The following is a 25,991-nucleotide window of genomic DNA, read 5'->3' as shown; positions in this document are numbered from 1 at the left end:
GGCGGCGCCAAACGCAGCGCAGAACAAGCATAACCATGTCGCAACACGCATTCTCTCCGGACGAGAACGTCCATTGCAGCCCCAAGGGCTGGTACCGGCTGGCCAGCGAGAAGCCCGGCTTCATCCATGACGAGGCGCAGGCCGCCGCCATCGAGCGACTGGACCGGCTGTGGCATGAGCTGGTGGATTTCAAGACCAAGCGCAACCGCTTCCTGGGCCGCAGCCTGAGAAGCCCGGATGTGCCGCGCGGCCTGTATTTCTGGGGCGGGGTGGGGCGCGGCAAGAGCTTCCTGATGGACGCGTTCTACGCCTGCGTGCCGTACCGCCGCAAGCGCCGCATCCATTTCCACAATTTCATGGCGGAAACCCACCGCGAGCTGCGCAAGTTCGCCGGCGGCAAGGACCCGCTGCTGGCCTATGCCGACGAGATCGCCAAGTCGACGCGGCTGCTGTGCTTCGACGAATTCCACGTGTCGGACATCGCCGACGCGATGATTCTGGGCCGCCTGATGTCTGCCTTGATCGAGCGCGGCGTGGTGGTGGTGACCACCTCCAATTACGCGCCGGACGATCTCTACCCGGGCGGCCTGCAGCGGCAGAACTTCCTGCCGACGATAGAACTGATCAAACGCGAGATGGACGTGCTCAACGTCGACGGCGGACATGACTACCGGCTGCGCGAACTGACGCGGGAGCCGCTGTTCATGGTGCCGGCCGACGAGGCCAGCGAGCGGAAGATGGAGCAACTGTTCCACAAAGTGGGCACTGGCGCGGACCTGCCGCAAAAAAGCATTACCGTGCTGGATCGCGAGATCGAGGTCAAACGGATGTCGCCGGGCGTGATCTGGTTCGACTTCATGGCCTTGTGCGACGGCCCGCGCGCGCAAACAGACTACCTGGAAATCGCCAGCGAATACCACACGGTGTTCGTGTCCGGCATTCCCCGGCTGACGGCCAAGCAAGCGTCCATCGCCCGCCGCTTTACCTGGTTGGTCGATGTGTTCTACGACAACCGCGTCAAGCTGATCGCCTCGGCCGACGCGCCGCCGGAAGAGATCTACACCGAGGGCCTGCAATCCGGCGAGTTCTTCCGCACCGCCAGCCGGCTGACCGAGATGCAGTCCAAGAGCTATCTGGAGCTGCCGCACCAGTCGATGGCGCAAAGCCACGACCAGCCGCCGCCGGGCGTGGCGCTGTAAGCGGGCCGGCCGCGCTCAGTTGCGCGCCGGCTGCAGGTCCAGCTCCAGAATGTGGTCGGCCACCATGATGTCGCGGGCCAGGTCCACCACGCTGATGAAGCTGCGTCGGTCCTGGGCGGATACCAGGAAGCTCCAGCTGGCGCCGCTCTGGTCCGCGCGGATGCTGATGCTTTCCTCGTGCAGCTTCAGGCCCGACGGCGCCAGCCGTTCCGCCAGCCGCTCCACCGTCCAATCGTGGTCGGCGCTCAGCTTGACGCTGACGAACAGGCTGACCCGTCGCGGCAGGATGTTCTCGATGCGGTTCACTACGGTGACGAAAACCATGCACAGCAAGGTCAGCGCGATGGCGGCGCCGTAGAAGCCGACGCCGATCAGGATGCCGATCACCGACGACATCCACACCGAGGCGGCCGAGGTCAGGCCGCTGATGCTCAGCCCCTCCTTCATGATCATGCCGGCGCCCAGGAAACCGATGCCGGTCAGCACCCCCTGCGCCACGCGGGTCATGTCGCCGTGCATGATGTCTGCGGACTGCCCGCCGTACCAGTAACCGGAGTAGCCGATGATGCTGATCGCCGCCGCCGAGGCCATGCACACCAGGCCATAGGTGCGCATGCCGGCCGCGCGGCCGTTGTACCAGCGTTCGTAGCCCAGTAGGCTGCCTAGAATCAGGCCGCCTAGCAGGTGGGCGATCACCAGCAGGTTGACCTGCCATTTGCCCGCGCTCCAGTAGAGGTTGGCCAGTTGCTGCCAGCTCAAGTCCATTTTCTTTCCTCCCGCGCCGTCGGGCGCGCATGCGATGTTCATTTTCTTAAGCGGGCATCATGGCATGCCGCGCGCCGTTTTCTCAATCCGGCAGGCATTTGTCGGCGCGCGGGCTGCTGGGCCGCATTGATATCTTTACGTGAAAATATGTAGTGCGATGACTACATTTTTGCGCTTTCCCTCTTTCGTGAAGCTGTCCATCTCTGCTATAAATCGATGCTGATCACGTTTTAGCAAAAAAATCGCAATTTGTGCGTTGCAATGTAGCAAAGGTACACAAGGAGACGGCATGACTCGGGTGCTGGTAGTCGGCAGTATCAATATGGACCTGGTGGCGTCCGCCAAGCGGATGCCGAAGCTGGGCGAAACGCTGCTGGGCGAGGGATTCTCTACCTATCCGGGCGGCAAGGGCGCCAACCAGGCCGTGGCTGCCGCCCGCCTGGGCGCGCAAGTGACGCTGCTGGGCTGCGTCGGCGACGATGCTTTCGGCCGCGACTTGCGCGCCCATCTGGAGCGAGAAGGCGTGGATTGCGGCCGGGTGGAGACCGTGGATGGTCCCACCGGCATCGCCGTCATCACCGTCAGCGGCGGCGACAACGCCATCCTGGTGGTGCCGGGCGCCAACCACAAACTGACGCCGGTGCATCTTGACGCCGCCGAGCAGGCCTTCATCGACGCCGACGTGGTGCTGACCCAGCTGGAAATTCCGCTGGCGACGGTGCGCCGCGCCGCCGAGCTGGCCGCCCGCCACAAGAAGCCGCTGTTGCTGAACCCCGCGCCGGCGGTGCCGTTGCCGGAAGAGCTGCTGCAACGGGTGGCGCTGCTGACGCCAAACGAGCACGAATTCCTGACCATGCTGGCCCAGCCCGACGCCGACTGGCGCTCGCTGCTGGCCGAGCGCCCCGGCAAACTGGTGATGACCCACGGCAAGCACGGCGCCTATTTCGCGCTGGCGCGCGGCCAGTTGCGCCATCAGCCGGGCTTCGAAGTCAAGGCGGTGGACAGCACCGGCGCCGGCGACACCTTCAACGGCGCGCTGGCCGCCTTCCTGCCGTTGGGGCTGGAAGAGGCGGTGCGCCGCGCCAACGCGGCCGGCGCGCTGTCGGTCACCCGTCCCGGCGCGCAGGGCGGCATGCCCACGCTGGCGGAGCTGGAAGCCTTTCTGGAGAGCAAAGCATGAAGAAGCACGGCCATCTGAACCGCGACATCGCCCGCATCCTGGCGTCGATGGGCCATACCGACAGCCTGGTGATCGCCGATTGCGGCCTGCCCATCCCGCCCGGCGTCGAGTGCGTGGACCTGTCGCTGACGCTGGGGCAGCCCGGCTTCGTCGAAACTCTGGACAGCGTCCTGGCCGATTTCCAGTGCGAGCGCGCGGTGTTCGCCATCGAGTGTCGCCAGCACAACCAGGCGGTGCAGGATAGGGCCGAGCGGATGGCGAAGGACGGCGCGGCGCTGGATTTCGTCAGCCACGAGGAATTCAAGCAGCGCTGCCAGGCGGCGCGGGCGGTGATCCGCACCGGCGAATGCACGCCATACGCCAACGTGATCCTGCATTCCGGCGTGATCTTCTGAGGAGCCGCACCATGCAAGTGACCATGCGCGGCATCAGCAAGGCCTTCGGGCCGGTCAAGGTGCTGGAAAATGTCGAATTCACGCTGCGCGGCGGCGAGATCCACGCGCTGATGGGCGAGAACGGCGCCGGCAAATCCACGCTGATGAAGATACTCAGCGGCGTCCATCGCGCCGACGCCGGCGAAATCCTGCTGGACGGCCGCAAGGCCGAGCTGCGCGACACCGCGGCGGCGGAAGCGGCCGGCATCGCCATCATCCACCAGGAATTGAACCTGATCCCGCAGTTGTCGGTGATGGAAAACCTGTTTCTCGGCCGCGAGCCGTCGCGCTTCGGCCTGATCGACTACGGCCGCATGCGCCGCGAGGCGAAGGCGCAGCTGGCGGCGCTGGGCGTGGGCGGCATCGATCCCGACGCCGAGGCCGGCGGCCTTTCCATCGGCCAGCAGCAGATGGTGGAGATCGCCAAGGCGCTGGCGCTGAACGCCCGCGTGCTGATCATGGACGAGCCGACCGCGGCGCTGACCGAGCGCGAGATCGACACGCTGTTCGGCCTGATGGCCCAGTTGAAGGAAAACGGCGTGGCCATCGTTTATGTTTCGCACCGGATGGAGGAGATTTTCCGCGTCTGCGACCGCATCAGCGTATTGCGGGACGGCTGCTTCGTCGGCGAGCGCGAAATCGCCGGCACCGATTTCGACGAAGTGGTGCGGATGATGGTGGGGCGCGAGATCGGCGACCGCTATCCCAAGCGCGAAGCCATTCCGGGCGAGGTGCGCTTGAAGGTGGAAAACCTGGCCGACGAGAACATGATCGCCGGCATCAGCTTCGAGGTGCGCGCCGGCGAGGTGCTGGGCATCGCCGGACTGATGGGCTCCGGCCGCAGCGACATCCTGAAGACGCTGTTCGGCGCCAAGCGCCGCACCGCCGGCCGCGTCGAGCTGGACGGCCAGGAATTGAGAGTGGCCGCGCCGGGCGACGCCATCGCAGCCGGCCTGGGCTTCGTGCCGGAAGACCGCAAGAGCAAGGGGCTGGTGTTGGGCATGTCGCTGCGCGAGAACGCGACGCTGGTGCACCTGGACCGTTACGCCCGTCTGGGCGTGGTGAACGCCGGCGACGAGAAGCGGGCGGTGGACGGCATGATAGAGCAACTGCGCATCCGCACCCGCGACGCCGAGCTGGACGTCAAGTCATTGTCCGGCGGCAACCAGCAGAAAGTGGTGTTCGCCAAATGGCTGGCGAATCCGCCCAAGGTGCTGCTGCTGGACGAGCCGACGCGCGGCGTCGACGTCGGCGGCAAGGCCGAGATCTACCACATCGTCAACCAGCTGGCCGCCGCCGGCGCCGCCATCGTGATGGTGTCGTCCGAGTTGCCGGAAGTGCTGGCGCTGAGCAATCGCATCCTGGTGCTGCACGAGGGCCGCCAGGCCGGCATTTTCGACGCCGCCGGCTGCAGCCAGGAAACCCTGATGGCCGCCGCCACTGGCGGAGCCGCTTCCACCGAAACCAGGAAACAAGCATGACCCCGCAACAGAAAGCCAATCTGCAACGCCTAGGCCCCTTTATCGCCCTGGTGCTGGTGGCCATCGGCCTGTCCGTGATGAGCCCGGACTTTCTTACCGTCAACAACCTGCTCAACGTGATGCGGCAGGTGTCGATCAACGCGCTGATCGCCTTCGGCATGACGCTGGTGATCCTGCTGGGCGGCATCGACCTGTCGGTGGGCTCCATCCTGGCGCTGTCCTCGGTGCTGACCGCCACGCTGCTGCAGGCGGGCGTCGACCCCATGCTGGCCACGCTGCTGGGCATTCTGGCCGGCGCGGCGATGGGCCTGTTCAACGGCCTGGTGATCAGCAAGGGCAAGGTGGCGCCGTTCATCGCCACGCTGGCGACGATGACCATCCTGCGCGGCCTGGCGCTGGTGTTTTCCAACGGCAGCCCGATCACCGGCTTCGACAGCGAGCTGTTCTCGATGCTGGGCGGCGGCTACGTCGCCGGCCTGGTGCCGGTGCCGGTGGTGTGGATGCTGCTCCTGTTCGCCGGCTTCTGGTTCCTGCTGAAGAAGACCGTGTTCGGCCGCCATTTGTACGCCACCGGCGGCAACGAGGAAGCGGCGCGGCTGTCCGGCGTCAAGGTGGACCGGGTCAAGCTGTGGGTGTATACCGCTTCCGGCGCGATGTCGGCGATGGCCGGCGTGGTGCTGACCTCGCGGCTCAACTCGGCGCAGCCGACGGCCGGCGCCGGCTATGAGCTGGACGCGATCGCCGCGGTGGTGCTGGGCGGGACCAGCCTCAGCGGCGGCCGCGGCTGGATTTTCGGCACCCTGATCGGCGCGCTGCTGATCGGGGTGCTCAACAACGGCTTGAATCTGCTGGGCGTGTCCTCGTTCTACCAGCAGGTGATCAAGGGCGCGGTGATTCTGCTGGCGGTATTGCTGGATCACAGCAACAAGAAGTGACGATGGCGGCGCGCGCCGCCCAATGCAGTGCATCATTCCATTTTCCAGGGAGCATCAGCATGAAACGCATTCTTACCCCGCTCGTGGCCGGCATTCTGGCCTTCGGCATCGCCGCCTGCTCCAAGCAGGGTCCGGGCAGCGCGCCGGCCGGCGACGCCAGCGCCGCGGCGGCGGACGGCAAGGTCACCGTCGGCCTGGCGGTATCCACGCTCAACAACCCGTTCTTCGTCGAGCTGCGCGACGGCGCGGCGGCGGAAGCGAAGAAGCAGGGCGTCAACCTGATCACCGTCGACGCGCAGGACGATCCGGCCAAGCAGCAGGCCAGCGTGGAAGACTTGATCCAGAAGAAGGTCAGCGTGATCCTGATCAACCCGACCGACTCGTCCGCCGTGGCCAATGTGGTGAAGGAAGCGACGTCCAAGGGCATCAAGGTGGTGTCGCTGGATCGCAGCGTGAACGGCGCCGAAGTCAGCGCCCACATCGCCTCCGACAACATCGCCGGCGGCGTGATGGCCGGCAAGTACCTGCTGGACAAGCTGGGCGGCAAGGGCCGCATCGTCGAGCTGGAAGGCATCGCCGGTTCTTCCGCCGCCCGCGAGCGCGGCGAGGGCTTTCACCAGGTGGTGGACAAGAAGGAAGGCGTCAAGCTGCTGGCCAAGCAGCCGGCCGATTTCGACCGCGCCAAGGGCCTGTCGGTGATGGAAAACATCATCCAGGGCAACAAGGACATCCAGGGCGTGTTCGCGCACAACGATGAAATGGCGCTGGGCGCGGTGAAGGCGATCCAGGCCGCCGGCCTGAAAAACGTGGCGGTGGTCGGCTTCGACGCCACTCCGGACGCGGTGGCCGCGGTCAAGGCCGGCGCGCTGTCCGCCACCGTGCAGCAGCAGCCGGCCTTGATCGGCCAGTACGGCGTGCAGGCAGCCAAGAAGCTGGCCGACGGCCAGAAAGTGGACAAGTTCATCCCGGTGCCGCTGAACCTGGTCCATCAATAAGCCGCAATCAAGCAACGGGGCCGGCGCCTGCGCGTCGGGCCCCGTTTTGCCATATTGCGATTATCATTTCCGTTTCATTGCCCAGCCATACTCCATGAGCAGCTTCAAACGCCTGACCATAGACGACATCGCCGCCCTGGCCGGCGTGTCGCGCACCACAGCCAGCATGGTGCTGAACGGCCATGCCGAGCGCTACCGCATCTCGCCGGCCACCGTGGAAAAAGTGGAGAAGGCTGCGCGCGAGCACCATTTCAAGCCTTCCCAGCAGGCGCGCAGCCTGCGCAGCCGGCGCAGCAGCAGCATAGGCCTGGTGGTGCCGGATCTGACCAACTCCACCCATGCCGCCTTGGCGCAGGCGTTGGAGAACGGCTGCCGCGAGCGCGGCTATCAGCTGCTGATGGTGACCAGCGACGAAGATCCGGAGCGGGAAAGCTCGGGCATCGGCCAGTTGGCGTCGCGCCAGGTGGACGGCATGATCGTGGTGCCGTGCAGCGGAGACGCCGCGCGCTATCAGCCCTGGACCGGCAGGCTGCCGTTCGTGTTCGCCGACCGCCACATTCCCGGCAGCGGCATAGCGTCGACGGTCACCGACGCCGGCGACAGCGTCGCCAGGCTGCTGTCTCCGCTGTTGGCGGATGGCGTGGATGAGCTGGCGTATTTCGGCGGCCAGCCGGAATTGTCGGCCAGCCGCGAGCGTCTGGCCGGCTACCGGCAGGCGTTGAAAGCCGCAGGGTTGGAAGAGGGAACGGACTGGGTGGCCGAGCGGGATTTTCAGCGCGAATCCGGCTACCGGATGATGGCCGACTGGCACGCGCGGCATGGCCGCTATCCGCGCGCGCTGTTCACCGCGTCCATCACGCTACTGGAGGGCGTATTGTCCTTCATCCGCGAGCGCCACCGGCTGCGCGAAGCGCCGCAATATCTGCTCACTTTCGACGATCATCCCTTGCTGGATTGCCTGCCCTTGCCGATAGACGCCATCCGCCAGAACAGCGCGGCGTTGGCCGAAGCCAGCCTGGCCCAGGTGTTGGCCTTGTTGCAAGGCGAGGCGCTGGCCGAGCGCGATCTGCGCGTCCCGGCCAGCCTAAACCTGCGCCGCCTGGCGGTTTAGGCCGATTGCGCAGCCTGCCGCCCGGCGGGTTCGCGCGCTTCGCGCATCATCAGCGAACCCAGCAGGAAGGTGGACGACAGCAGCGTGGAAAACGCCATCGCCAGCGCGTAGTCGCCATGGCGAAAATCGACCAGCAAGCCGAACACATAGGGCGCCGCCGTGGCGATGAGATAGCTGAGGAACCAGAACAGGCTAAAGGTGACCGCCGCCTTGTCCGGCGTCATGCCGGGCTGTTCCTGCGCCAGCGTCACCAGGCTGGGCAGGGGCAGGAAGATGAAGAAGCCGGCGGCCAGCGCGGCCGCGGCCACTAGTCCGGCATCGCCGCTCCAGCCCCAGACCTGGGCATGCAGGCCGATCACCGCCAGCAATTGCATCAAGCCCGACAGCCGCAGCATGGGGAGCCTGCGCGTGATCTTCCTGGCCAGCCAGATGCCGGCCGCCGTGCCGGCCAGTCCCGCCAATACCACGTATTTCGCCTGCCGGATGCCGGCGTTCTGGTAGAAGCTGAACAGAATCACGTAGAAGGACAGCGTGCCGCAGTAGGTGAAGGCCAGCAGCCAGTTGAAGCGCTCGGCCAGGCCCTGGCGCAGCGTGTGGCGCGGTCCGTTAGCGGCGGGCTTCGTCTCTGCGACGCCATCGGCGCCGAACGTCAGCCACAGCGCCAGGCAGAGCACGCTGCCCAGCGAGATGGCCAGCAACGTGGCGCGCCAGTCGCCAAACCATCCCAGCATCGACGGCAGGCCGAACAGGATGGCGGCGGTGCCGACATTGAAGGCCACCGCGTTCAAGCCATTGACGAAAGGCCGTTCCGCCGGGGAGAACCATTGCATGACGATGGGCGAGAAATAGACGATGACCAGCGCGCCGCCCAGTCCCATCAGGAAGCGCGTCAGCAACAGCCAGGGATAGCTGTGGACGAAGGGCGTCAAGATTCCCAGCGCCATCAGCGCCATCGCCAGCGCGACCGCTTTTTTGGCCAGCAGCCGGGACAATATGCAGGCGGCGACGAAGGCTCCCAGCAATTTGGCCGCGGCCACGGCGTTGCTGATATGGGAGCCGGCGGCCAGATCGTGGATGCCAAGCTCGCGCATGATTTGCGGGATGAAGGCGCTGCCGCCGGCCCAGCTCATGCCGAACAGCGCGTAGCTGGCAAACAGCAGCGCTTCGATCAGGTATTTATTGGCTTTCATCCAGGCCTCGCTGGATAGGGAAAACCGCCAGTTTTAGCGAGGCCGTCCGCGGTGAAACCTGTCTTTTCAGCCAGTCCAGGCCGGGGCGCGGCTGTCCAGCGCCACCGCGGGAAGCTACCGGTCTGGAGATGCGAGGATCTGTTCCGTGCCGGCGGAGCCGGCCCGCTGGGCGGTGCATGCCGTGCACAGGCGGCATGCTTTCAAAGGTCTTTCAGGCTTCGCTGCCGCAGAGGAAGTCGCGCAACATCGCCTGCGCGGCGGCGGGTTGATCCCGGGCCACGCGCAGCCCGGCGTTCTGGATGATGATCTGGCTGAGGTTGCCATGGCTGCGGATCAAGCCCGCGGCCAGGCCGTAAGGCCGCCAGGCCTGGCGCTTCTGCTGCCGGAAAGCGTCGGCTTGAGGCCAGGTCTGGGTGTTGAGCCAGGCATCGAGTCCGAGATAGTTTCCCGCCATGCAGCATTCTCCGTGGAAGAACAGCACTTTCAGTCGATCGAGCAGCGCGGGCAATAAATGGGACGAGTTTTCCAGCCAGGCGGCTTCGGCCATCAGGCCGGATTGCGGCTGCAATTCGTTGTTGGAGCGGCGGTCGATATGCAGCGCCTGCTGCACCGAGGGTTTTTTCAGGTATTCGCCCAAGGTTTTGGAAGGCTTTTGCGGAGGATGGCGGATGTCGCGCAGGTCGCGGCCGCAGCAATGTTGCATGAAGCGGTCGATCTCGATGGCAGTCTGGCTGGCCAATTGGCGTTGCAGCGCGATGGGCGAGGCATAAGCGCGAATGAACTCGTCCAGCATGGACTGCGCGCGGTTTTTCTCATCCAGATTGATCAGCCGGTGCTGGTACGCATATTCGATATGGCTGGGCAGCTGGATTTCCGGCGCCAGTTGGGGATTGCCCAGGCCCAGGCCTTTGAGCGGTATCGGGGGCTGGCCGCCGCTATTGCCGTCCAGCACGCGGTGGGCCAGCCGCGCGATCGAATGGGCGGCGGCGGCGCTGCCGAACAGATAGCAGTCACGCTCGCGGTAGCGCGGCCAGCGCAGCAGGAATTCCTGCAGCGCGTGATACAACTGCTGGCTGGCTTCGTCATGATTCTCTGGCAGATAGCGGGGATGGGTGGTGAAGGACAAGCCCTGGCCCAGCGGCTGGTCGATGACCAGAAGATTGGCGTGATGATGCCAGCTGAAGGGATTGGAGTAGACGCGGCCGGACGGGTCCAGCAGATAGGGGCCATGCTCATCCAGCATCGCGTCCAGCGCGCTCCACTCCGGCTCGCCGTTGATCGAGACCAGAAGCGGCGCTTTCTCAGGATGGTCTCCCGCTTCGCTGAACCAGAAATACAGCCAGCCGCCGGCCGAGTCGCCGACGGACAGATAGCCGGCGAACTGGGTGGTCCGGACTGCGCCGAAACCAGGCAGGTGGCTGAGGGCGGCGCTTTCGAACAGGAAGGGATTCGATTGCACGTTCATCGACGGGTTCTTTCCGCTCGGCGGCGAGGGCAAGCGTTCGGACTGCGATGAATATGTTATAGACATTATGCCGAACTGTGCTTGCGCTTGATAAAAGTCGTTGTGATTTTTCACGTTCTGTTGAGATTTAAGTTCCCGGCAATAAGCGCCGCCTTGTTGGGGTAACGGCAGCGATGCCGCTTACCAAACCAAACCGACGGAGCATTCCCATGCTGAGCCTGCACACCAATATCGCGGCACTGAACACCAAGTCCAACATGAACAGCACCCAAGGCGCGCTGTCCACCTCCATGACCCGCCTGGGCACCGGCCTGCGCATCAACTCCGCGATGGACGACGCCGCAGGCCTGCAGATCGCCACCCGTCTGGACGCGCAAAGCCGCGGCATGAACGTCGCCATGAAGAACGCCCAAAACGGCATCTCCATGCTGCAGACCGCCGAAGGTGCGCTGAACGAAGTGACCAACATCCTGCAACGGATGAAAGACCTGGGCACCGAAGGCGCCACCGCCACCGCCACTGCCGACGACAAGAAGGCGATGCAGGCTGAGTACGATGCTCTGGGCAAAGAACTGACCAACATCATGAAGAACACCTCCTTCGGCGGCGAGAAGCTGCTGCAAGGCGGCAAGCTGACCCAGGAACTGAACTTCCAGATCGGCGCGGCCTCCACCGAGTCCATGACGCTGAACCTGAAGGACAACATGACCGGCCTGGATACCGCGCTGAAGTCGGTTTCCTCCAAGTACGAAGTGGCTTCCGCTACCCCGAAGACCGATCTGGAAAAGGCTAACGACGCCAAGGCTGAGGCGCTGAAAAAGTTCACCGCCGCGGAAACCGCCGCCAAGGCCGCCGCCGGCAGCGTGGATGCAGATGCAGTTACCGCCGCAAAAGCAGCCGCGGGTGGTAATGACCTGACCGCTATCGGCAATATGGCGAGCGGCACTGCTGCCGAGCAGGAAGCTCAAGCCAAGGCATATGCCAAGTACTACGATGGTTACGTTGCAAACGCTTCTGCCAATGCCGATGTGAAAAAAGCCGTTGACGCGGTAAGCGCAGGCGCTGACGCCGGCACCGAAGTGGGCGACAAGGCCACCATCGACACCATCTCCAAGGCGCTGGACGCCGTCGGCACCGTGCGCTCCGCGCTGGGCGCCAACGCCAACCGTCTGGACCACGTGATCAACAACCTGTCCAACGTGAACAACAACACGCTGGCAGCCAAGGGTCGCATCATGGATACCGACTACGCCAACGAAAGCTCCACCATGACCGCCAAGCAGATGCTGATGCAAGCCAGCACCTCCATGCTGAAGCAAAGCGGCAGCATGAGCAGCCTGGCCATGTCCCTGCTGCAGTAATCGTCGAAGCGCGGCCTTGCGCCGCGTCGATGCAAGCCAGTGGTTCGCCACTGGCTTTTTGCGTTTTTCATTCGATGGTTCAGCGGCGTGGATGAAAAATGGTTGCAAAATGTGGGGCGGGAAGCGTTTTCTTCGTATAACACTGGTTGCGAAGGGCCCAGGATGAATATAATTGGCCGTTTTTTATCTGCGATTCGAGGATGGCTATGCGTAAGGCCTTGTGCTGGCTGATAGGCCTCTGCCTGTGCGCTCCCGCGCTGGCGGGCGGCGATCCGGTGGTGTTGACGGTGTCGGGCAAGATCGGGCGCTTCACCGATGCCAAGCGCGGCATCTACCAGTTTCGCGACAGCGACCTGGGCAAGCTCAGGCAGGTCAGCTTCTCCACCTCCACCAGCTGGACGCCCTCGGTGCGCTTCAGCGGGCCGCTGGTGCGCGACATCCTGGCCAAGGTGGAGGCCAAGGGCTCCATGGTGAGGGTGCTGGCGATCAACTACTATCGCTACGACATCTCGGTGGACGAGCTGGGCAAGCAGAGCGTGGTGCTGGCGCGCCGCATCGACAACAAGCCTTTCGATGTCGCCCACTATGGCCCGCTGTGGCTGATGTATCCGCTGCAAAGCATACCCGATGCCGACAAAGGGCCGCCGCTGGATGCCAAGCTGGTGTGGCAGGTCGAGGCGATGGAGGTCATGTGAGGCTGGGCGGCATCAAGCGCTATGTGCAGGCGCCATGGTGGCTGATCGTGTCGCTGCTGCTGCTGCTGCTGGCCGCGGCGTGGAATTTCTACCGCATCGACCGCGCCAGCCAGGCGCTGATAGACGGCGGCAAGAGCGAGCAGCTGTACTGGACGGTAGCGCAACTGCACATCGAACTGGAGAAGACCCGCGCCGAGCTGATCGGCTACGCGGCGGAGCCGTCGTCGTTCGATCCGGGCGCGCAGTTCCAGTTGCTGCAAAGCCGCTACCAAGTGTTCGAGGCCCCGGACAGCGTGCTGGTGCATCGCCAATTGCGCCGCGTGGCCGGTTTCGACGCCCTGGTCGGCGCGCTGGGGCCGCTGATCCACGACAAGAGCTGGCTGCGGATGACGCCTGATTGGGCGCGCCGCATGGTGGTGCGCATCGACGCGCTGCGCCCGGTGCTGGCCAATTTCGCGGTGCAAAGCCGCGAAGCCGAGGTGTCGGCCCGCGTGGCGCGCACCAAGGCGTTGGCCAGCCAGCGCTCGCAGATGCTGATGCTGCAGCTGGTGTTGTGCGGCGGCATCTGCGGCGTGCTGCTGGTGCTGATGCGCTTCAGGGAGGTGAAGGAGCTGGCGGAGGTGCGGCAGTCGCTGCTGGAGCAAGAGCGCGCCGCCCACCAGGCGACGGTGGCGCTGGAGCTGGACCGCACTACCTTCCTCGGCACGCTGGGCCATGAAATCCGCTCGCCGCTGCAATCGATGCAGATGTGCATGGAACTGGTGGAGCCGGCGGTGACGCCGCAGCCGGCCGCCCAGCTGGCGCTCAAGCGGATGAAGGCCGGCATGGCGCAGCTGACCAGCCAGATCCACGACATCATGGACATCTCGGCGATCAAGAACATGCAATTGCGGCTGAATCCGGGCAGGGTGAAGCCATCGGCCGCGCTGCGCGCGGTGATGGATGTGATGCAGCCGCTGGCGGACGCCAAGGGGTTGACGCTGCGCTACGAGGAGGCGTCGCTGCCGGAGTGGGTGTTGCTGGATGAGATCCGCCTGCGCCAGATCGTCGGCAATCTAGTGTCCAACGCGATACGCTACACCGACCAGGGCGGCGTGACGCTGAGGGCCCGCGGCGTCAACGATGCCGATCATTCCGAATTGCGGCTGGAGGTCAGCGACACCGGCATCGGCATCGCCGACGAGGACCGGCTGCGAATCTTCCAGCCGTTCAGCCAGGGGCGCAACCGCCGCCCCGGCAGCAGCGGCCTGGGCCTGTCCATCGTCAAGGAGCTGGTGCGGCTGTTCGGCGGCAGCATCGAGATGGAAAGCGCGGTCGGAGCCGGCTCCGTATTCACCGTCAGGCTGCCGCTGCGCGAAGTGGGCGGGAGCGAGCAGAGCCGCAGCGTGCTGATCGTCGACGACGACGACGAGATTCGCGGCTCGGTGGCGGAGCTGTTGGGGCAGGACGGCTACCAGGTATCCTGCGCCGCCACCTTGAGCCAGGCGGCCGATTGCCTGGTGCAGCGGCGTTTCGATGTGCTGCTGCTGGACATGCAGCTGGGCGGGGACAGTGGCTACCAGTTGGCCGAATTGGCCCGCAAGCAGCCGCAGCGGCCGCTGATGCTGGCGATGAGCGCCGATCCAGACGAGTTCGCCGATGCCCGTTCCGGCTGGTTCGCGGCGCGGCTGAGCAAGCCTTTCGACAGCGGCCAGCTGCGCGCCGCGCTGGCCAGCCTGCCCCTGTAGCGGCGGGGTGGAAAAGATAAAAAAAACAGGCTCCCGCGGGAGCCTGTTTTCATGCGCAGGTGTCACGCGCGCTCAGGCGTGCTCCAGCGCGTTGGTGACCATGTTCTTGATCTGCAGCGCCAGGATGGAGCCGGGCGCCGGTTTGCCGATGTAATAGACGCCATGGGTTTCCAGCGCGCGGGACAGTTCGCTTTCGTGCTCCAGCGCGTAGCCGGTCAGCACCACGATGGGCACCGTGGTCGAGTGGCGGCGTATGGTCTCGATCACCTCCATGCAGCTGGTGGGCTCGCCCAGCACCCAGTCCAGAACGAAGGCGTCGAACTCTTCATGTTGCATGGCCTGCAGCAGCGCCTGCGGCTGGTGGTAGGGCAGCGCGAACAGGCCTTGCTGCACCAGGATCGCCGACAACAGGTCGGCGTCCTTGTCGTCCAGCACCGCCACTAGCAGCCGCTTGGTGTTGGCGCGCTTGGGCGGGCGTATGGTCAGGTAGCCGACCTCATAGCCGTCCTCGCCGTCGAACAGGGTGCCGGGAAACACGTGCCAACAGTCGTGCAGGCGCTTGGCCAGGAACAGCGGCGCGCAGGAATCGTCGGCCAGCTGTTCGCCCAGCTGAATCCAACAGTGGGCCTCCCCGCTCTGATTGTTCAGATGCAGGATGGCGGGCAGCAGTTCGTTGTCCATCGGATTCTGGCCGATCTGCTGGCTGTGATCGACCAGCAGGCTGGAGGGCGGAATATTGAAGTACTGGGCCAGGCGCTCCACCTGGGTCAGTTGCCAGGGGCTGCTGCCGTTCAGTTTGCGGTAGGCCTGGGAAGTGCTCAGCCCCAGGATCTGTTCGATCAGGCTGGCCTGTTGGGCTTCTGGCCAGCGGAACTGCTCCAGTTGCTTGCGGATGTTGTCGCAGATGATTTCGTTGGCGGACTTGGGGGTGGTCATGGCGATGTCCCGTCACATGATTTTCATAATCGTGATCCTAGCATCCATGCGGCCGACATGTGCGCAAAAAATGCTCATACTGGCAATTTTTCCTAATTTTGCGAATCATGCGTTTGCATTTTCACAACATGCGAAAAAGTACAGATGATTTTTTGTCGGGACGGATCTATTCCATAGCCCGGATATTAGAGAGCGAATGGCGCTAAATGCGTGAATAACATGCGGGAATCGGCAGGATGGCTTGGGGTTGCCCGGTGGGCGGGAGGGAAGATTTGCGCCGGATGGCAGGCATCCGGCGCAAGAAATGCGAGCGTCAGCCCAAGGTGCCGGTCAGGCTGACCTGGCGGTTTTCCGGCACCTCGTTGTACGACAGCACATGCAGGCCGGGCGCGAACAAGCGGCCGTATCGGGCCAGCAGCGGCCGGATCTGCGGCATCACCAGCAGCACCGGCGCCTGGCCCTGCTGCTTCATCTGGTCGCGGACCACCGGCATATTGGCCTGCAGCTGCTGCAGCACGTTGGGATCGATCGGGAAGCTGTCCAGTTGCGGCTTGCCGGTCTGCTGGGCCTGGGACAGGGCCCCGAGCAGCAGGTTTTCCAGATCGGCGGACAGGTTGAAGGCGCGGATTTCGTCGCGCGGGCCGACGATGGTCTGGACGATCTGGCGTTTCAGCGCGCAGCGCACCTCGGCCGACAGCATGATCGGGTCCTTGGTCGCGTCGCTGGCTTCCAGCAGGGCGGAGGCGATGGGCACGATGTCTTTCAGCGACACATTGTCCTGCAGCAGCTGGCGGAACACGCGCAGCTGCTGCACCGGCGTCAGCGCCTGGCCCAGCGCCGTCGCCAGCTTGGGCGCCAGCGCCGACAGCCGCTCGCCCAGCGCGGCCACGTCGTCGTGGCGGAACAGTTCGGCCAGGTTTTCGCGCATCACCTTGTTCAAGTGGGTGGCCATCACGCTGGAGCAGTCCACCACCTGGTAGCCCAGTCCCAGCGCCTTGCTCTTGTCGGCCAGCGCGATCCAGGTGACCGGCATGCCGAAGGCCGGATCGATGCCGGGAATGCCGTCGATCTCGCCGTAGACGTCGGGAGAGGGGATGGCCATCAGCCGGTCGGCGTAGACCTCGGCCTCGGCCACCGTGTTGCCGGAGATCTGCACCGCGTATTGCGAGGGCTTGAGCCTGAGGTCGTCGCGCAGGTTGACGGTGGGCAGCAATAGACCCATCTGCTCGGACAGGCTCTGGCGCACGCCCTTGACCCGCTTGGTCAGCGGCGCGCCCTGGCCGGCGTCCAGCAGCGTCACCAGCCGGTAGCCGAGCGCGATGCCCAGCGTGTCGGCGTAGGGCAAGGTGTTCCATTCCAGCTCGATTTCCGCTTCGCCCTGCAGCGCGGACTTCACCGCCGTTTGATTCAAGGTATTGACGGCGACCGGGCGGCGGGCATGCATGCGCCAGGCCACATAGCCCAAGAGCGCGGCGAAGCCGAGGAAGGTCGGCCACGGCATGCCGGGAATGATGGCCAGGATCAGCATCATGCCGGCGGCGCTCATCAGCACGGTGGGCGAAGCCAGCATCTGGTTGCCCACCTGTTGCTGCATGTCGCCGTCGTCGCTGATGCGGGTGACGATGATGGCGGCGGCGGACGACAGCAGCAGTGCCGGAATTTGCGCGACCAGGCCGTCGCCTATGGTCATCAGCGCATACTGGCGGAAGGCGTCGCCCATCGACAGATTGTGCATCAGCGCGCCGATGGCCACGCCGCCGAACAGGTTGATGATCAGGATCAGGATGCCGGCGATGGCGTCGCCGCGGACGAACTTGGACGCGCCGTCCATCGCGCCGTAGAAGTCGGCTTCGGTGGCGATGTCGCGGCGGCGCTGCTGAGCCTGCTCCTGATTGATCAGGCCGGCGTTGAGATCGGCGTCGATCGCCATCTGCTTGCCCGGCAGCGCGTCCAGCGTGAAGCGGGCCGATACTTCGGAAATGCGCTCGGCGCCCTTGGTCACCACCATGAAGTTGATGATCATCAGGATGACGAACACCACCATGCCGACCACGAAGTTGCCGCCTATCACCACGTTGCCGAAGGCCTCGATCACCCGGCCGGCGGCATGCGTGCCTTCGTGGCCGTGCAGCAGCACCACCCGGGTGGAGGCCACGTTCAGCGACAGCCTGAGCAGCGTGGTGGCCAGGATGATGGTGGGGAACACCGAGAAGTCCAGCGGCCGCCGCGCCGACACGCTGACCAGAATCACGATGATGGCCAGCACGATGTTGAAGGTGAACAGCATGTCCAGCGCCAATGGCGGCAGGGGCAGCATCACCATCGCCAGGATGGCGAGCAGGAACAACGGGGCGGCGAGCTTGTGGCGGCCGATGTCGGCAAGCAGTTTGGTCAGCGAGTTCATGGTGCGGGCTCGGGGTCGGACAGTTCGCGGGGGATGGGCAGGTCCGGCAGGGTGGGCCGGCTGCGGCGGCTACCCGCCTGGAACGCCTTCAGTTGCAAGACATAGGTCAACACCTGCGCCACCGCGCGGTACAGCGGCGCGGGGATCTGCTGGTTGACCTGGGTGGTGTGGTACACCGCGCGCGCCAAGGGCGGCAGCGGCAGCACCGTCAGTTTCAGTTCGTCCGCCAACTGGCGGATGTAAAGCGCCATCTCGTCCACGCCCTTGGCGACGATGAACGGCGCCTCGGCGCGGTTCTCGTCGTATTTCAGCGCCACCGCGTAATGGCTGGGGTTGACGATGATCACGTCGGCGCCGGGCAGCGCCTTGCGCACGCCGCGCTGCGCCATCTGCTGCTGCAGCTGGCGGATGCGCTGGCGCACTTCGGGGCGGCCTTCGGTGTTCTTGTGCTCTTCCTTGATTTCTTGCTTGCTCATCCGTTGTTGCTTCATGAACAGAAACACCTGCAGCGGCAGGTCGGCCAGCGCGAACAACAAAAACACCGCGGCCAGCTTGAGCAGGCAGGACAAGAGCAGGTCGGCCGCGCCGGCCAGGGTGGGCAGCAGAGGCATGCTGTGCAGCGCGAAGAACTCATGCAGCGCGTCGCTGGCCACGCGGTACAGCAGCCAGCCCAGCACCAGCGCCTTGGCGATGGATTTGCCGATCTCGCTGGCGTGCTTGGGCGAGGCCAGCCGCGACAGGTGGGCCAGCGGGTTCATCCGCTCGAACTTGGGGCTGATCTGGCTCAGCACGAACACCCAGCCGCCGGGAAACAGGCTGAGCAGCAGCATGGTCAGGGGGATGACGGCCAGCGGCGCCAGCATCTTGATCAGCAGCAGCAGGGTGCCGCCGAACAGCTTGGACCAGCTGTTCTCCAGCGCGCCCTGGCCGGACAGGGAGGCGAAGGCCAGCGCGAACAGCTGGCGGAAATCGTCCAGCCAGCCCGGCGCCAGCCAGAACATCATCTTCAGCGCCAGCAGCAGGCCCAGCGCGGCGGCCAGGTCCTTGGAGCGGGGCACTTGCCCCTGCTCGCGCGCCTTGCGCAACCGCTGGGGCGTCGCCTTTTCTGTCTTGTCGCCTTGCTGCGCCTCAGCCATGCCCCATCTCCAGCAGGCGGTCCAAGAGGCGCAGCGTCTGCTCGCTCAGGCTCAGGTATTGCGGCGGCAGCACCTGCATCAGCAGGGTCAGTGTGGACAGGCCGAACAGCGTCACTACCGGGAAGCCCAGCGAAAACAGGTTCAGCGCCGGCGCCACGCGGTTGATCATGCCGAAGCCGGCTTGCACCACGAAGGTGGCGAACACCACCGGCAGGGCCAGGATCATCGCCGCCGACATCACCCAGCCGACGCTGGCGGCCAGCACCGGCAGCGAGGCTTGCGGAATGCCGCCGCCCAGCGGCCAGGCGCGGAAGCTGGCGTACACCACCTGCACCAGCACTAGGTGGCCGTCCAGCGCGAAGAACAGCAGCGCGGCCAACAGGTAGAGCAGGCTGGACACGACGTCCGAGCTGTTGCCGTTGCCGGGGTCGTTCATGATGGCCATCGACAGGCCCATCTGCGACGACAGCAGGAAGCCGAGCAGCGACAGCACGGACAGCGTCAATTGAAATGCGAGGCCGAACAACAGGCCGATGACCACTTGCTCGACGCTGGCGGCGACGCCGTGCAACGAAAACGGGTCGATGGGGGAATGGACGGGCATGCCGGGGATGCAGGCGACGGCCAGGGCCAGCGCCAGGCCGACGCGGGCGCGGATCGGCACCACCGCGTCGCCGATGAAGGGCGCGATGGCGAACGCCGCCATCAGCCGGCAGAACGGCCACCAGACGGCGGGGATCAGGTCCAGCAACTGGGCGTACAGGCCCTGCATCGCTATCCCACCTGGCTCGCGGCGCGCTGGAACATGGCGACGCAGAAATCCATCAGGTAGCCGGTGATCCAGTGGCCGGCCAGCGCGATGGTCAACAGCACGATCAAGAGCCGGGGCAGGAAGGATAGCGTCTGCTCGTTGATCTGGGTGGCGGCCTGGATCAGGCTGACCACCACGCCGACGATCAGGCTGGGCAGCACCAGCAGCACTACCAGCGTCACCACCACGCGCAGGCTGTCGTTGACGATGTCGACCGCGATATCGGGCGTCAGCATGGCTCCGTCTCTCCTAGTAAGCCTGTATCGACGTGACCAGGGTGTTGACGGTCAGCGACCAGCCGTCCACCAGCACGAACAAGAGCAGCTTCAGCGGCAGCGAGATCACCAGCGGCGACAGCATCATCATGCCCATTGCCATCAGGACGCTGGACACCACCAGGTCTATCACCAGGAAGGGAATGAACAGCATGCAGCCGATCTGGAACGCGGTTTTCAGCTCGGACAGCACGAAGGCGGCCAGCTTGACGGTGAAGGCGTGGTCTTCCGGCTTGGCGACGTTCTCCTCGCCCGACAGCCGCGCCACCTGGGCCAACGCAGTCTTGCCGGTCTGGGCCAGCATGAAGCGGCTGATCGGTTTGGAAGCGATTTCCAGCGCCTGCTGCATGGTGATCTTGTCCTGGTCGAACGGCACCATCGCCTCGTTCCACACCTGCAGGCCCACCGGGCGCATCACCAGCAGTGTCAGGATCAACGCCACGCCGGTGATCAGGCGGTTGGGCAGGCCCTGCTGCAGGCCGAGCGCCTGGCGCAGCAGCGACAGCACGATGACGAAGCGGGTGAAGCTGGTCATCATCAGCGCCAGCACCGGCAGTAGGCCCAGCGCCGTCATCAGGATCAGGATCTGGGTCTTGATCGTGAAGTCGACCGACGCGCCGCCGGCGTTGGCGGACAGCAGCTTCAGCGGCTCGGCCCAGGCCGGCGCGGCCGCGAGCAGGCCCGCGGCGGCGAGCGGCAGCAGGGGGAGGACGCGTTTCATCAGGCCAGGCTGTCCAGCTGCAGGTCGTTCAGCTCCACCACGCGCAGGCCGTAATTGTCGCCGGACACCACCACCTCGGCGCGGCCGATCACGGTGCCGTTCACCTTGATGTCCAGCGGCTCGCCGGCGATCTTGTCCAGCTCCACCACCGATCCGGCGCCGATCTGGCACAGGTCGGCCAGGCTGATGTCGGCGCTGCCGACCTCCAGCGTCAGTTTGACCGGAATCTTGCGCAGGAAGGGCGTCATGTCGCGCGGGGCCGGCGCGGGCTCGGCGGCGGCCGGCGCTTCAGCGTCCAGGCCGTCCAGGATGCCGTCCAGGTCGAAGTCTTGGTTCAGTTCCATTGCGGGTTCCTTGGTTTATTCGATGTCGGCGAAGCCGGACAGGCACAGCTTGCCCTGGCGTTCCACCACTTGGGCGCGGAACAGCGGCGAGCCCTGGGCGCAGACCTCGGCGTGGGGCTGCATGGCGACGGGCAGCACGCTGCCGGGGCGCAGGTCCAGCACCGCGCCCAGCGGCAGCTCCTGTTCCAGCAGGCGGGCGTCCAGGCGGATGCGCAGCCGGTCGCTGAAATTGGCGCAGTCGGCGTTGCCGCCCAGCCGCGGCCGCTGGCCGGACAGGTTTTGCAGCAGCGCGTCGAAGGCGGAGGCGTTCAGCCGCAGGCGCAGCGTGCCCAGCCTGGCGTCGCCGTCGCTGAGGTCCACTTCCAGCTGCCAGGCGGATTGGGCCGGATAGCCGAGCGCTTGCGGCTTGGGCGCGTCCGGCTGCGGGGCGCGGCCCAGTTGATGGATGGCGCGGGCCAGGCGCGGCAGCAGCCGCTCGGCCAGCGTGCGGGCCAGGCGGCGCTCGGTTTCGGTTTCGGCCGGCAGTTCGCCGTCCGGCGCGGCGGCGCGGGCGCCGAAGCGGTAATCGAGTATGCCCAGCAGCAGGCCGCGGTCGAAATGGCTGCCCAGCTGCCAGTCGTCCAGCGCGTGCCACTGCCAGCGCAGCTCGTCGGCGGCCGGAAGCTGCTGGCGCAGCGCGTCGATGCGGAAGCCGGCGTGGTAGCGGCGGTTCAGCTCGCGTTCGAGAAAGTCATCCAGTTCCTGCCGCAAGGCGCGGGCAAACAGCGGCAGCAGGTGTATCGGGCGGCCCAGCGTGCGCAGGTCCAAGGCCTGCAGGCGGGCGCCTTCCTGCGGTGCGACGATTTTGGCTTTGGGCATCGGAGCTTCGTTATCGTGGCGGGCGGCTGCGCGGCAGCCCCCGGCTATTGCTGGGAGTGTGCATCTTACTGGCTGTCCGCCAGCGGTAAAGGGGGAAAATTCACGGCTGGGAATGTGAAAAGTACCATCGGTATGCTAAAGCGGTGAGTTTAAAATCCGCCAGCCTGCATTTAACAAGCGCTGCAGGTTGACCGAGTAGTTTCGAGACCGCTTTTCTAAGGATGAACGATGGCCACCAATCTGGGCTTGATGATCCACGCCGACCGCAGCCAGTTGCTGGGGGAGATGGCGAAACTGGGGCAATCCGCCCCCGCGCCTATCGCCGCGCAGGAAGAAGCCCCCGCCGCCGGCCACAGCTTCAGCCAGTCTATGATGTCGGCCGTGCGCGACGTCGATCAGCAGAACCGCCTCGCCGCCGAGAAGATGACCGAGGTGGACAGCGGCCAGAGCGACGACCTGGTCGGCGCGATGCTGATGAGCCAGGAGGCCAGCCTGTCGTTCTCGATGCTGATGCAGGTGCGTAACAAGGTGGTCGGCGCGGTCGACGACCTGATCAAGATGCAGCTGTAAGCGGGAGCCGACTGTGGTCAAACAATTGCGCAGCGGCCTGGCCGCGGTTCAACAAAGAATGGCGGGGCGCCAGCTGGTGCCCGCCAACGCCTGGCGCTACCTGCTGCCCATCGTGCTGTTGGCCATCGGCCTGAGCGTGGTGGCGACGCTGTGGCTGTGGCGCGACGACTCCAGCTACAAACCAGTGTTCGGCGCGCAGGAGAAGGTTAGCGGCGCCGACATGATGGCGGTGCTGGACGCCGAAAAGATTCCTTACCGCGTCCATCCGCAGACCGGCCAGGTGCTGGTGCCTGACGGCGATCTGGCCCGCGCCCGGATGCAGCTGGCGGCCAAGGGCGTGGTCGCCCAGCTGCCGGCCGGCCTGGAGCTACTGGATAAGAACGATCCGCTGGGCGTCAGCCAGTTCGTGCAGGACGTGCGCTTCCGCCGCGGCCTGGAGGGCGAACTGGTGCAGAGCATCCAGGCGCTGGATCCGGTGCGTTCGGCGCGGGTGCACCTGTCGCTGCCGCGCAGCACGTCCTTCGTCACCGCAGGCGGCGAGAAGGGTTCCGCCTCGGTGGTGGTGACGCTGAAGCCGGGCCAGCAACTGTCCAGCGAGCAGACCGCCGCCGTGGTCAAGCTGGTGGCTGGCAGCGTGGCCTCGCTCGATCCGTCCCAGGTGACGCTGGTCGATCAGGCCGGCAATCTGCTGTCCGCCCACGTGGACCTGAGCGACGGCGGCATCGCCGGCAACAACAGCGAGGCGTCGCGCCGCTTCCGCGAGGAGGCGCTGCAGAATGTGCGCGACTTGCTGACGCCGGCGCTGGGCGCCGACAACTACAAGGTCAGCGTCACCGCCGACGTCGACAACGACCGCGTCGAGGAAACCCGCGAGAAATACGGCGAGTCGCCCAAGGTCACCAACGAGGCTTCCCGCGAGGAGACCAGCACCGAACGGATGGCGCTGGGGGTGCCGGGCTCGCTGAGCAACCGCCCGGTCAATACCGATTCCTCGTCCCCGGCCGCCGACAAGGCCGGCAACAGCAAGAACGCCGTCACTCGCCAGTACGCGTACGACCGCAACATCACCAACATCAAGCGCGCGCGCGGCACGCTGCGCCGCCTCAGCGTGGCGGTGGCGCTGAACCAGGCCGCCGCTCCGGGCGGCAAGGGCTGGCAGCCGGCTGAGCTGGCCAATATCGACAAGCTGTTGCGCAACGGCCTGGGCATCAACGCAGACCGCGGCGACGTGCTGGCGGTGTCCACGCTGCGTTTCGCGCGGCCGGCGCAAGCGGAGCCGTTCTGGGAGCAGCCGGAAACCTGGTTCGAGGGCGCGCGCTGGGCGGTTTACGGCGTGGCGCTGCTGTTGGCCTACCTGTTGCTGGCGCGGCCGCTGCTCAAGCTGGCCCGCCAATTCGCCGAGCGCAAGCTGAGCGATTACACGCCGGACGAGCTGGACGTGACGCCGGACGATCCGCTGCTGGACAACCGCTCGCTGCGGGAAACCGCGACCCAGCGCCAGGCCGCGTTGTCGGCCGCGCCCGGCGACAGCCCGGTGGTGCCGCTGCTGGAAAATTACGACCTGCCGCCCGCCGGCTCGCCGGTGGACGTGATGGTGGAACACCTGAAGGGCCTGGCTGCCAAGGAGCCGGAGCGCGTCGCCGAAGTGGTCAAGCAATGGGTGCAGAACAATGGACGCAAACAATAATCCGGCGCCGGAATCCCCGGCCTACATTCCTCCCTCTCCTCCCGCCGGCAACGGCCAGATGAGCGCCATCGAACAGGCCGCGGTGCTGCTCTTGTGCATGGGCGAGGAGCCCGCCGCCGCGGTGCTGCGCTGCCTGAGCCGCGAGGAGCTGCTGCAAGTGACGCAGGCGATGTCCGGCATGAGCGGCATCAAGGTGGACGCGGTGAGGACGACGATGCAGCGCTTCTTCGACGAATACCGCGAGCAGAGCGGCGTGCACGGCGCCAGCCGCAGCTTCCTCAAGCGTTCGCTGGAGCTGGCCTTGGGCGGCGACATCGCCGGCAGCGTGCTGGACACCATCTACGGCGACGCGATCCGCCCCAAGATGGCGCGGCTGCAATGGGTGTCGCCCCAGTGGCTGGCCGACCGCATCGCCGCCGAACACGTGCGCATGCAGGCTGTCTTCCTCGCCTTCCTGCCGCCGGCGCTGGCCGGCCAGGTGGTGGAGGCGTTGCCGGAGGCCAGCCGCGACGGGGTGCTGGTCAATGTCGCCCGCCTGACGGACGTGGACCGCGAACTGCTGAACGAACTGGACGAACTGGTCAACCGCTGCCTGGAGAGCTTGCATACCCAGAGCACCGCGGTGGAGGGCATGCAGCAGACCGCCGACATCATCAACCGCCTGCCGGGCGACCGCAGCCGGATGATGGAGCTGCTGCGCGCGCACGATCCGGAGATCGTCGACGAGATCGAGGTGAGGATGTACGACTTCTTCATCTTGTCGCGCCAGACCGAGGAAGTGCTGATGCGCATCTGCGAGGACATTCCGCTGGAGCAGTGGGCGATCGCGCTCAAGGGCGCCGAGCCCGCGGTGCGCGACGCCATCATCCAGACCATGCCGCGTCGCCAGGCGCAGAACTTCGAGGCCACCATGCGCCGCTCCGGGCCGGTGCCCAAGAGCCGCGTCGAGGAGGCTCGCCGCGACATCATGGCCCAGGTCAAGGAGCTGGCGGACGCCGGCGAGATCGACCTGCAGCTGTTCCCTGAGGAAGTGGTCGAGTGAAGCACTGGCGACCTTTCCGATTCCCGCCGTTGATAGACGGCGCGCCGCTGGCGCCCGACGCCGCGGCCGAAGTGCAGGCCTCGGCCGCGGACGGCTTCCGCCAGGGCATGGACGCCGGCTACCGCGAGGGCTTCGACAGCGGCGAGGCCGCCGGCCGCGACGCCGGCTACCAGGCAGGTCTGGAGCAGGGCCGCGCCGAAGGCGTCGCCGCCGCGCGCGCCGAGACATTGGCCGGGCTGGAAACCCTGGGCGCGCCGCTGGCGGCGGCCATCGAACAACTGAGCAAGCTGTGCCGCGACTACCAGGCCGCGCAGCGCGATGAAGTGGTGGATCTGGTGGCCAAGGTGGCCCGCCAGGTGATTCGCTGCGAGCTGGCGCTGAAGCCAGTGCAGATCCTCGACCTGGTGGAGGAAACGCTGGCGGCGCTGCCGCAGGGCGCGCATGCCCAGGGCGAGGTGGAGGTGTTGCTCAATCCGGAAGAGTGCCAGCGCATCCGCGAACTGGCGCCGGAGCGAGCCGCGCAATGGAAGCTGGGCGCCGATTCGTCGCTGGCCCCGGGCGAATGCCGGGTGCGCGGCGCCGAGTTCGAGGCCGACGCCGGCTGCCAGCAGCGGCTGGAGCATTGCGTGGACAGCCTGCGCGAACAACTGCAAGCGGAAGAGGGCTAAG

The 25,991-nt window shown here is 65.8% G+C and carries 25 protein-coding genes; 14 read left to right on the top strand and 11 right to left on the bottom strand.

From position 1 onward, the window contains the following. The first annotated feature begins 35 nt into the window (after window positions 1-35). The gene (gene zapE / locus BKX93_RS05840; protein WP_070979122.1) at window positions 36-1,199 is read left to right on the top strand and encodes a cell division protein ZapE; all 1,164 of its coding nucleotides are present in this window, start codon (window positions 36-38) and stop codon (window positions 1,197-1,199) included. 15 nt (window positions 1,200-1,214) lie between these two features. Here zapE and BKX93_RS05835 read toward each other — a convergent pair whose 3' ends face one another. Then, entirely contained in the window at window positions 1,215-1,964 is a 750-nt protein-coding gene (locus tag BKX93_RS05835; protein WP_046158455.1) for an MgtC/SapB family protein, read from the bottom strand. Between the two features lie 289 nt (window positions 1,965-2,253). Between BKX93_RS05835 and rbsK the strand changes: the two genes are divergently transcribed. The 6 genes from rbsK (at window position 2,254) to BKX93_RS05805 (ending at window position 8,100) form a co-directional block, all read left to right on the top strand. Beyond that, on the top strand, window positions 2,254-3,144 hold the full coding sequence (gene rbsK / locus BKX93_RS05830) for a ribokinase (protein ID WP_046158456.1): 891 nt from the start codon (window positions 2,254-2,256) through the stop codon (window positions 3,142-3,144). Next, complete coding sequence (rbsD, locus tag BKX93_RS05825; RefSeq protein WP_070979120.1) at window positions 3,141-3,539, top strand: D-ribose pyranase; 399 nt, start codon at window positions 3,141-3,143, stop codon at window positions 3,537-3,539. The genes rbsK and rbsD overlap by 4 nt, the downstream gene beginning before the upstream one ends. A gap of 11 nt (window positions 3,540-3,550) precedes the next feature. Further along, entirely contained in the window at window positions 3,551-5,059 is a 1,509-nt protein-coding gene (locus BKX93_RS05820; protein ID WP_070979118.1) for a sugar ABC transporter ATP-binding protein, read from the top strand. Then, entirely contained in the window at window positions 5,056-5,994 is a 939-nt protein-coding gene (locus BKX93_RS05815; protein WP_070979117.1) for an ABC transporter permease, read from the top strand. The genes BKX93_RS05820 and BKX93_RS05815 overlap by 4 nt, the downstream gene beginning before the upstream one ends. Before the next feature lie 59 nt (window positions 5,995-6,053). Beyond that, on the top strand, window positions 6,054-6,989 hold the full coding sequence (rbsB, locus tag BKX93_RS05810; RefSeq protein ID WP_046158460.1) for a ribose ABC transporter substrate-binding protein RbsB: 936 nt from the start codon (window positions 6,054-6,056) through the stop codon (window positions 6,987-6,989). A 94-nt stretch (window positions 6,990-7,083) separates the two neighbouring features. Further along, on the top strand, window positions 7,084-8,100 hold the full coding sequence (locus tag BKX93_RS05805; RefSeq protein WP_070979115.1) for a substrate-binding domain-containing protein: 1,017 nt from the start codon (window positions 7,084-7,086) through the stop codon (window positions 8,098-8,100). Here the strand turns inward: BKX93_RS05805 and BKX93_RS05800 are convergent. Further along, window positions 8,097-9,290: an MFS transporter gene (locus tag BKX93_RS05800; protein ID WP_070979114.1), complete on the bottom strand. Its 1,194-nt coding sequence runs from the start codon at window positions 9,288-9,290 to the stop codon at window positions 8,097-8,099. The genes BKX93_RS05805 and BKX93_RS05800 overlap by 4 nt on opposite strands. Window positions 9,291-9,501: 211 nt before the next feature. After that, the gene (locus BKX93_RS05795; RefSeq protein ID WP_070979112.1) at window positions 9,502-10,755 is read right to left on the bottom strand and encodes a S10 family serine carboxypeptidase-like protein; all 1,254 of its coding nucleotides are present in this window, start codon (window positions 10,753-10,755) and stop codon (window positions 9,502-9,504) included. A gap of 209 nt (window positions 10,756-10,964) precedes the next feature. Here BKX93_RS05795 and BKX93_RS05790 point away from each other — a divergent pair, with 209 nt between their 5' ends. From BKX93_RS05790 to BKX93_RS05780, 3 genes are all read left to right on the top strand, one after another. Continuing rightward, the gene (locus BKX93_RS05790) at window positions 10,965-12,116 is read left to right on the top strand and encodes a flagellin N-terminal helical domain-containing protein (RefSeq protein ID WP_070979110.1); all 1,152 of its coding nucleotides are present in this window, start codon (window positions 10,965-10,967) and stop codon (window positions 12,114-12,116) included. A gap of 200 nt (window positions 12,117-12,316) precedes the next feature. Next, complete coding sequence (locus BKX93_RS05785) at window positions 12,317-12,811, top strand: putative pterin-binding protein (protein WP_144408767.1); 495 nt, start codon at window positions 12,317-12,319, stop codon at window positions 12,809-12,811. After that, window positions 12,808-14,538, top strand: a complete 1,731-nt coding sequence (locus BKX93_RS05780) for an ATP-binding response regulator (protein WP_046167261.1) — start codon at window positions 12,808-12,810, stop codon at window positions 14,536-14,538. Before BKX93_RS05785 ends, BKX93_RS05780 begins: the two co-directional genes overlap by 4 nt. Window positions 14,539-14,610: 72 nt before the next feature. Here BKX93_RS05780 and BKX93_RS05775 read toward each other — a convergent pair whose 3' ends face one another. From BKX93_RS05775 to BKX93_RS05740, 8 genes are all read right to left on the bottom strand, one after another. Next, window positions 14,611-15,474 carry a helix-turn-helix domain-containing protein gene (locus BKX93_RS05775; protein WP_021477805.1) on the bottom strand — a complete coding sequence of 288 codons (864 nt, stop codon included), beginning with the start codon at window positions 15,472-15,474 and terminating at the stop codon, window positions 14,611-14,613. Between the two features lie 313 nt (window positions 15,475-15,787). Continuing rightward, entirely contained in the window at window positions 15,788-17,878 is a 2,091-nt protein-coding gene (locus BKX93_RS05770; protein ID WP_070979109.1) for a flagellar biosynthesis protein FlhA, read from the bottom strand. After that, entirely contained in the window at window positions 17,875-19,014 is a 1,140-nt protein-coding gene (gene flhB, locus BKX93_RS05765) for a flagellar type III secretion system protein FlhB (protein ID WP_070979108.1), read from the bottom strand. Before flhB ends, BKX93_RS05770 begins: the two co-directional genes overlap by 4 nt. Then, complete coding sequence (fliR, locus tag BKX93_RS05760; protein WP_070979107.1) at window positions 19,007-19,786, bottom strand: flagellar biosynthetic protein FliR; 780 nt, start codon at window positions 19,784-19,786, stop codon at window positions 19,007-19,009. Before fliR ends, flhB begins: the two co-directional genes overlap by 8 nt. Window positions 19,787-19,788: 2 nt before the next feature. Further along, a complete protein-coding gene (fliQ, locus tag BKX93_RS05755) occupies window positions 19,789-20,061 on the bottom strand; it encodes a flagellar biosynthesis protein FliQ (protein WP_011136551.1) in 273 nt (90 codons plus the stop codon). Window positions 20,062-20,074: 13 nt separating this feature from the next. Next, window positions 20,075-20,821, bottom strand: a complete 747-nt coding sequence (fliP, locus tag BKX93_RS05750) for a flagellar type III secretion system pore protein FliP (protein ID WP_046167265.1) — start codon at window positions 20,819-20,821, stop codon at window positions 20,075-20,077. After that, a complete protein-coding gene (gene fliN / locus BKX93_RS05745) occupies window positions 20,821-21,165 on the bottom strand; it encodes a flagellar motor switch protein FliN (protein WP_021477810.1) in 345 nt (114 codons plus the stop codon). The genes fliP and fliN overlap by 1 nt, the downstream gene beginning before the upstream one ends. Before the next feature lie 15 nt (window positions 21,166-21,180). Next, window positions 21,181-22,023 (bottom strand): flagellar motor switch protein FliM, encoded by an 843-nt coding sequence (locus tag BKX93_RS05740; protein ID WP_046167266.1) that lies wholly within the window; start codon window positions 22,021-22,023, stop codon window positions 21,181-21,183. Window positions 22,024-22,251: 228 nt separating this feature from the next. Between BKX93_RS05740 and fliE the strand changes: the two genes are divergently transcribed. The 4 genes from fliE to fliH are packed head-to-tail and all read left to right on the top strand — an operon-like array spanning window position 22,252 to window position 25,990. Further along, on the top strand, window positions 22,252-22,593 hold the full coding sequence (gene fliE / locus BKX93_RS05735; protein WP_021477812.1) for a flagellar hook-basal body complex protein FliE: 342 nt from the start codon (window positions 22,252-22,254) through the stop codon (window positions 22,591-22,593). Window positions 22,594-22,606: 13 nt separating this feature from the next. Further along, window positions 22,607-24,280, top strand: a complete 1,674-nt coding sequence (gene fliF / locus BKX93_RS05730) for a flagellar basal-body MS-ring/collar protein FliF (protein WP_083340458.1) — start codon at window positions 22,607-22,609, stop codon at window positions 24,278-24,280. Beyond that, window positions 24,264-25,322, top strand: coding sequence for a flagellar motor switch protein FliG (locus tag BKX93_RS05725; protein ID WP_082107122.1), 1,059 nt, complete (start codon window positions 24,264-24,266; stop codon window positions 25,320-25,322). The genes fliF and BKX93_RS05725 overlap by 17 nt, the downstream gene beginning before the upstream one ends. After that, complete coding sequence (gene fliH / locus BKX93_RS05720; protein ID WP_046158809.1) at window positions 25,319-25,990, top strand: flagellar assembly protein FliH; 672 nt, start codon at window positions 25,319-25,321, stop codon at window positions 25,988-25,990. The genes BKX93_RS05725 and fliH overlap by 4 nt, the downstream gene beginning before the upstream one ends. The last annotated feature ends 1 nt before the right edge of the window (window position 25,991 follow it).

Source organism: Chromobacterium vaccinii (assembly GCF_001855275.1).
GTDB lineage: Bacteria > Pseudomonadota > Gammaproteobacteria > Burkholderiales > Chromobacteriaceae > Chromobacterium > Chromobacterium vaccinii.
This window is presented reverse-complemented; position numbering and strand designations above follow the sequence as displayed.